General features: G+C 53.7%; 5 protein-coding genes, 1 tRNA gene and 1 pseudogene. 4 read left to right on the top strand and 3 right to left on the bottom strand.

Annotated elements, in window-relative coordinates; translation table 11 throughout:
• Positions 1–35: 35 nt before the first annotated feature.
• Both ACI9KD_RS16515 and ACI9KD_RS16520 read right to left on the bottom strand, forming a co-directional pair.
• A complete protein-coding gene (locus ACI9KD_RS16515; protein ID WP_414982268.1) occupies positions 36–404 on the bottom strand; it encodes a hypothetical protein in 369 nt (122 codons plus the stop codon).
• A 167-nt stretch (positions 405–571) separates the two neighbouring features.
• A tRNA-Leu gene (locus tag ACI9KD_RS16520) sits at positions 572–658 on the bottom strand.
• Positions 659–1,027: 369 nt separating this feature from the next.
• Here ACI9KD_RS16520 and ACI9KD_RS16525 point away from each other — a divergent pair.
• The 4 genes from ACI9KD_RS16525 to ACI9KD_RS16540 all read left to right on the top strand — a co-directional run bounded on the left by ACI9KD_RS16525 (position 1,028) and on the right by ACI9KD_RS16540 (position 6,328).
• Positions 1,028–3,748 (top strand): AsmA-like C-terminal region-containing protein, encoded by a 2,721-nt coding sequence (locus tag ACI9KD_RS16525; protein ID WP_414982269.1) that lies wholly within the window; start codon positions 1,028–1,030, stop codon positions 3,746–3,748.
• Positions 3,749–3,811: 63 nt separating this feature from the next.
• Entirely contained in the window at positions 3,812–5,161 is a 1,350-nt protein-coding gene (locus tag ACI9KD_RS16530) for a sodium-dependent transporter (RefSeq protein ID WP_414982270.1), read from the top strand.
• Positions 5,162–5,201: 40 nt separating this feature from the next.
• On the top strand, positions 5,202–5,696 hold the full coding sequence (xrtH, locus tag ACI9KD_RS16535; protein WP_414982271.1) for an exosortase H: 495 nt from the start codon (positions 5,202–5,204) through the stop codon (positions 5,694–5,696).
• Entirely contained in the window at positions 5,693–6,328 is a 636-nt protein-coding gene (locus ACI9KD_RS16540) for an exosortase H-associated membrane protein (RefSeq protein ID WP_414982272.1), read from the top strand. The genes xrtH and ACI9KD_RS16540 overlap by 4 nt, the downstream gene beginning before the upstream one ends.
• 84 nt (positions 6,329–6,412) lie before the next feature.
• On the opposite strand, the pseudogene ACI9KD_RS16545 reads toward ACI9KD_RS16540, so the two are convergent.
• Positions 6,413–6,775 (bottom strand): annotated as a pseudogene (locus ACI9KD_RS16545) (MerR family transcriptional regulator); the annotation flags it as partial.

Consider the following 6,775-nt stretch of genomic DNA (forward strand, 5'->3'; position numbering starts at 1 on the left):
GGTCTTTCGCAACGTCTCAGAACACCTCAGTGCGGTCATTGTTTTTTGGGGTGTCTGATGTCCCACATGAATTTGAAGCTGGCCAAAACCCCCATACTACAGATACTTGTCAGTACGATCGGGATCACCGAAAATCCATGGGCAGCTGCGTCCGAGTTCAACGCTGCGAGCTCCGATGTGTAATAGCTTCCGCGTACCGTCCACCCATACAAGCCAATCATTAGTGTACTTGCCATAGTGATGAAAAGTGCAGAGATAATCCCCACTTGTGGCGTGGTCAATTTTGCTCCGGCCAGAAACGCAGCTATCAAATAGGCGCTTGTTATAGTCATGTAAGCTCCCAAAGCACTGACCACCAAGCTCCAGCTAGAGTTTGCTGCTTCCACAAGTTCCGTTTCAGTCATTTCTTTATCGCTGTGTTGATGGATTTCAAAAAAGGATAGACCACAGTCCGAGAATAGGCGAAAGCGGTCATGGTGATATCGACGATGTTGCTCCGAATAGTCTACTGACTACCCGTTGCTAGCTTCTAGTGATCTGCCCCACGAGACGTAAATGGGGGGCTTAGGAGTGGTGCGAGTGGCGGGACTTGAACCCGCATAGCCGTTAGGCCGTCAGATTTTAAGTCTGATGTGTATACCGATTCCACCACACTCGCTAAAAATCATTTTTGCTACCATGTTGCTAAAAAAACCGGGCTATCAGTGTTTTAACCCGCTTTTTGCAGCATATTTATTATAGAAAAGGAGAATTTCAAGTCTCCTGTGCCTGCCAACTTCACCCCCCTAACGTAGCGGATCGCGAGGCGCAGAATTCTAGCATGGAGAAGCGCCCAGATCGCCAGCTTCGACCGCGATTTATAGATTGACGGTGCTAGACTTCACACTCACTCCCAATCGTCGTCGCCACGTTGTCCCTTCTTCGCCTATCGCTAGTCTTAGCACTCGTCGCGTCACTATCAATAATATTGGCTGCGATAACATTTCGGGCCTCCCCAGACTTCGCACTTCGCTCTCTTGGACTCACCGTGAAGCGCATCACGCCCTACGAACTTCAGCTTACAAACCCACGTCTTAGCTGGTCTCCGTTTACGTTCCAAGCCGATCTGATCTTGATCAACCATAGCGACCTGCAGGGCCCGCCCCTAATAGCTCTGCAGGCTGTCGACCTAAACATGTCTGCCCGGGAGTTACTGCTAGGCAACATTACCCGCGGGCATTTCAGCGCCAACAATGTCACGTACTACCTGGATGAACAGCTCAGCGACGAGCCCATCAATATTGAGGCCCTCCTTGCCCCACTGTCCCGCTTACCCATGAAGATTGAGGTGGCCTCACTCCACCTCATCTCCCGACGGGACAATATCTGGATTTTCCCTCTCCACGAGCTGCGTGCCGCACGCAATCCAGAAGGGCGCTGGGATATCAGCGCCAAGGCTTCTATTGCGCAGCGATCCGTATCTTTAGAGGCACAGGCTGAATGGCGAACATTGAGTAAGCAAGCCCACCGACTGGATATTGCGGCCACGATCTCCGGACTTGAGGAGGACTCGGAGCTTCGCGCTCTGGGATATGTCGATGCGGCAGGAGCTGATTTGAGCTACCAGCTCGCGGTTAAGGGGCGCTATAAAAGTGTCGGCGACTTTTTACGGGCCCTTGACGCACAAGCGTATCAATTTGGCGGCAATCTCAGCATAGAGGGCATCCTCACCGGCGACCTTAACGGATTCGTATTGACGCTCGACGAGCTTGGGCTCAGCGAGAATGACGCTTACGACTTTACGGCCTCGGGGACAATCGCTCGCCGCGGCAGCGCTGATGTCACCATGGACCTGCATGCGAAGGGCTTCGCCCGCGAGATGGCGGGGCTCATCCCCAATGAGGGCACACTCGCGGACCTATTTATACGCAGCGAGCTAGAGCTACAAGTCACTGGCACCCTGGCGGCGCCGGTTTTAGAGCGAACGTCCCTTGTACTCTATGGTATCGGCGAGAGCCGGCTAAGCCTCTCAAGCCAAGCGCAAACTCTTAAGCTCTCGCAGCTAGCGGCTTTTTCATCCGAGCAATTTGTTAACGCGGACCTTAACGGGACCGTCGGCGACTTAGCCGGATTACTACTGGCTAGTGGCGTCAATTTGAGCAAGGACGTGCTCCGTAAGCAACTGACCGGTGTTAAGACCGAGTTCAAAGGCGAAGTTCATGGCACGTTCGATGAGCTGCGGGTAGAACTCAGCAAGATTGAGGCTATACACCCACACTACACGCTGTCCGGTAAGTCGAGCCTGCTCTGGAATCAGGCACTGCTGTCGGCACCTGTGATTGACCTCGTGCTCTCGCACAACCAGGGCAAAGGCGCGCTAGAGGCTAAAGGAACGATTGCTGAACTGGCGCTGGCCCGAGGGATATCTCTGCATCTGAATTTTGATGATTTTGAACTCACGCCGCTGTTTCAGGTTCTCGACATGCGTCCCCCGGTCGAGCTGCACAGTGTTCACGGCAAAGGTCTACTGACCCGCGCTAGCGATACGCTGCGCTTAATCGACCTTAATGTGAGCCTCGAGCCGCTGCCGGATACCGCATTTCATATCACGGGGAACGGCGCTGTACTCGATGACAAGATCAGTGCCGATTTGGATATCAGTCTTGAAAAACTAGGGCCCGACGTTTGGCAAGCCGCAACTTCACTTTCCACAGCGCCCAACGCGGTAAAGGCAAGCCTGCGCCTGCGGCCCGGTTATGCAACTCTCCTATCTGACATTGGTATCGGTGACACACATATACAGGCCGTGGCCACCGCTGACCTTGATCGCAACACCGTCGATCGACTCGCCCTAGATCTCTACACCACGCAATTGCATTTGGGTGACTTTGCAAGCCAAGCAAACAGCGTCACAACGACTGCCGCGGACGAGCCCTGGAACATCCAGAAGTTTAGCGACGTCCTTCCTGACTTCCCCCTCAAACTGAGCTTACGAAGTGGGCAAGTCATCGGCCCCTTAAGTCGTCTTGAGGATCTTAGTCTTCTCATGGATAGCGAGCCGGGGCGTATTATCTTGCGCGAGTTTGATACCCGTTATGCCGGCGGCGAACTGATCCTGCGCGGCGCTGTGGATTACCGTGTCTCCCCCGCAGCGATTAGTCTTGGAGGCCGGGGGATTAGGGTGCCCCTAGGCGCGCTTACCGAGGATCTGGGTTTACAACAAAACGTAAGCGGTGCCCTGAGCTTTCAGGGCGGTCTTTTAACCCGGGGCACGGTCGCAGAGGACTGGCGGGCTAATCTTCAAGGCCGCGTTTCCACCGCGCTCAACGATGTGACGGTCAGTGGCGCAGCCTATGATCTCTTGATGAGCAACTTGCTGGCTTGGCTTGTCAAAGGCGCCAGCGAGAAAACTACGACCTTTAGCTGCAGCATGGCGCAGTTTGAATTCACGGCGGGCGTTGCTCACAGTGACAGCATCTACATTGAGACGCCGCGCATGCTCGCCACAGGAAAGGCATCCGTTAATCTACCCAAGAACAGTCTCGACGTGCGTATTGAACCACGGTCAAAGACGCGAGCGTTCCAGTTCCCCAGTGCCATCCACATTAAGGGGCAACTTAGTGACCCACAGCTTCGTGTTTCGCCACTGCAGGCGAGCGCAGATCTGTCTGCCCAGGCACTGCTACTCGTTCCCAGCCTCACTCTCAAATTGTTTGGTTTAGACGGGCCAGAGAATCCCTATCGACCCTGCGAAACCAAGCCTTCCTAAGAATTACGACGTATCTTCGGCGTGCTACACTCGCCCGCTTCAAGCCAGGAAATTACAACAAAAATGGCGCAAGCTCGGGGCGAGTTTTCTTCACGTTTTGGATTTATCATGGCCGCAGCGGGCAGCGCTGTGGGCCTTGGCAATATCTGGGGTTTTCCGACACAGGCGGCTAGTAACGGTGGTGCCGCTTTTCTCATCGTTTACCTCATATTGGCCTTTGTTCTGGCCTACCCCGCTTTGATGGCAGAGCTCGTCCTCGGAAGACATGCCCACGCCAATGCCGTTACCGCCCTCAAGGGCACGAGTAAAAACCCCCTACTGCAAAACATCGGCGCCACCGCGGGCATCGTGGGCTTTATTGTTGCAAGTTTAATTTTGAGCTTTTATGCGATTGTCGCGGGCTGGATGATCGCCCATTGCCTCGCATCCCTTGCAGCGATGGTAGATGCAGAGGACCTGGCGCAGTGGCTCATCGGCTTTTCGCTCTCGCGCAATCTCATCTTTATGGCCCTGTTCATGGGACTCACCATTGCCATCATCTCTGCCGGGGTGCGCGATGGCATAGAACGCTGGTCGAGCCGACTGATGCCCTTGCTGCTGATCACACTGTTCTCTCTGGTCGCGTACGTGTTGACCCTAGACGGCGCTAGTGAAGGTTTACGGGTTTATCTCATGCCCGACTTTGAGAGTGCGTTTTCACCACAACTCATCATCAAGGCTTTGGGTTCTGCGTTTTTCTCCTTGTCTCTGGGTGTCGGAACCATGTTGATCTATGGCTCTTATATCAGCGACAAAGAGAATCTTCCGGTTGCTGGCGGATTGGTAACTGCCGTTGATATTGGAATCGCCGTTCTAGCGGGCTTTTTGGTACTGCCTGCGATGTACGTAGCACTCAATAACGGCGTGGAAATCTTTGCCGCTGATGGAACCTTGCTTTCGGAAGACACGCTGATATTTACGGTCTTACCTGAACTATTTTCAAATATGGGAATGGCTGGCGGCGTGGTGTCCGTGACGTTCTTCTTTTTGATGAGTATTGCTGCCCTCACCTCCTCCATATCTATGCTCGAAGTGCCGGTCGCTTACACTATTGAGAATCACGGGGTGGAGCGCCATAAAGCAGTGCTGGTGATCGGCGTACTCATCGCCTTGGTGAGCCTCATCATTCTCCTTAATTTCGACACGCTCTTTGGCCTCGTAATAGCCTTTACCACACGTTACAGCCAGCCATTACTAGGCTTTGTATTCTGCATCTATGTGGGTTGGATATGGCACCGGGATTCAGTGCTCAATGAGCTAAAGAAAGGAGCTCCTGACATAGCACAGGGGTTTTTCTGGAAGATCTGGCCTTGGCACTTGCGCCTTGTATGTCCCGCCATCATCTTGCTGATCTTTGTGCAGTCCCTACGCTAAGCGCCGATTCCGCCCCACTTTAAACCGGACAAACTACTCCGTGCACCGTTTTGTTGTTTTGTTTTGCGTAATGCTCCTCGGACTGTTTACTCTGGAGCTACTTGGTCCTGTGCAAGCTGCAGTGATTCAACCGTTTACTGGATGGCTTGCTGACATCAGCGCTACGATCATCATGCCGTTTGACGACAACGTCCGTGCGAGCGGCCGCATCATCAGTCACACGCAAACGGGGTTCGCCGTGTCCATCGAAGCCGGATGCAATGGCGTAGAAGCCGCCATCGTCCTCGTCGCAGGCGTCCTCGCTTTCCCCGCAAACTGGCGCCGTAAAACGGCGGCCATCACGCTGGGATTTCTTGCGATCCAAGTTATGAATATCGCTCGAATCATCAGTCTGTTTTATTTGGGGCAGTGGAATCTGGACGCTTTCACTTGGACACACCTGTATCTGTGGCCGGTGCTCATCATGCTAGATGTTCTGGTGGTGTTCATGTTGTATCTGCGGTACTTGTCGCAGCACCCCCCGGCGGCCACATGATCGAGTGGCTCGACAGGCGCCCATTGCTGCGGTTTACGCTCACAGTGTTTGCCCTCTTACCCGCATGCTTTTTGGCCTGGTATTTCCTGGGTAACTTTGTTGCCGCGCCGGCAGTGATGCTGGTTGAGCCGGTTTTGCTCGGATGGCTGGGAGACACCATTGCAAGCGTGGGCTTAAGAGAAACCGAGATGCTGATTTTATCGAACTATGGAGAAACCGGCGGTCGTATGGTGCCTCACCTTGAGGCCGGCAATCAGCTTGGCTACCCGATTAACACGCGCACCCTCTCGTACTCGATACCTTTTTTCACGGCCTTGCATATTGCAACGCCTATGCGTGCAAGCTGGGAAAAGTTTGCCTGGTGCCTTCTCGGACTATGGGCTCTCCTGGCGATCGGCCTCATCAGCACGGCACTTAAAGATTTAATGCTCGGCCTTGGCGCAGTATTCATGAATCACGAACGCGTCCCTCCCACTGACGTCATCGCTCTGATGTATCAGTTCTCTACCTTGATGGTGCCGCCGCTAGCGCCCGTTATTTTATGGGCTTATACGGCGCAGGACTCCCCAACTTTCATCGGCTTGCTTCCGGAGGCTTTAAGGCCTGCCCAAGATAGCGAAGAAAAAATTTGATTGCGAAGCCGCCAAGGCTTGCCTCCGCAACTGGCGTAGTTAATACAATTTTTAGTGCAACCGCGACACGGTAGTCTAGGAACATCACCCGGCATTACATGGGCCTCCTGCTGCCGAGGCTTGACGCTTCAGCTCTGCTTGAAAATCAGCCCCACGCTCTTCCAACACAGCCTGCAGGGCTTTCTCCATCAAGTGCCTGGCCTGTCCCGTGTAGGTATAGATACAGGAATGAACAGCAGCGTCGTGCCAATTATCGATGGAACAGGACGCTGAGTACTCCTCGAAGCTGGCTAACGCGGTAATGAGCTCGGATATGTGTTTAGGGCACTCACAGTCAAGAGTGCTTTTAAGGTTAGCCGCGGCAGCCAGATCCGCCGCGTTGAACTGGCGATCTTTACCCGGCATGAGTTCACCAAGATTAGTTTCTCCCACATGAACTGCTGATTC

Origin of the sequence: Congregibacter sp., assembly GCF_047617445.1 — a bacterium.
Classification (GTDB): Bacteria; Pseudomonadota; Gammaproteobacteria; order Pseudomonadales; family Halieaceae; genus Congregibacter.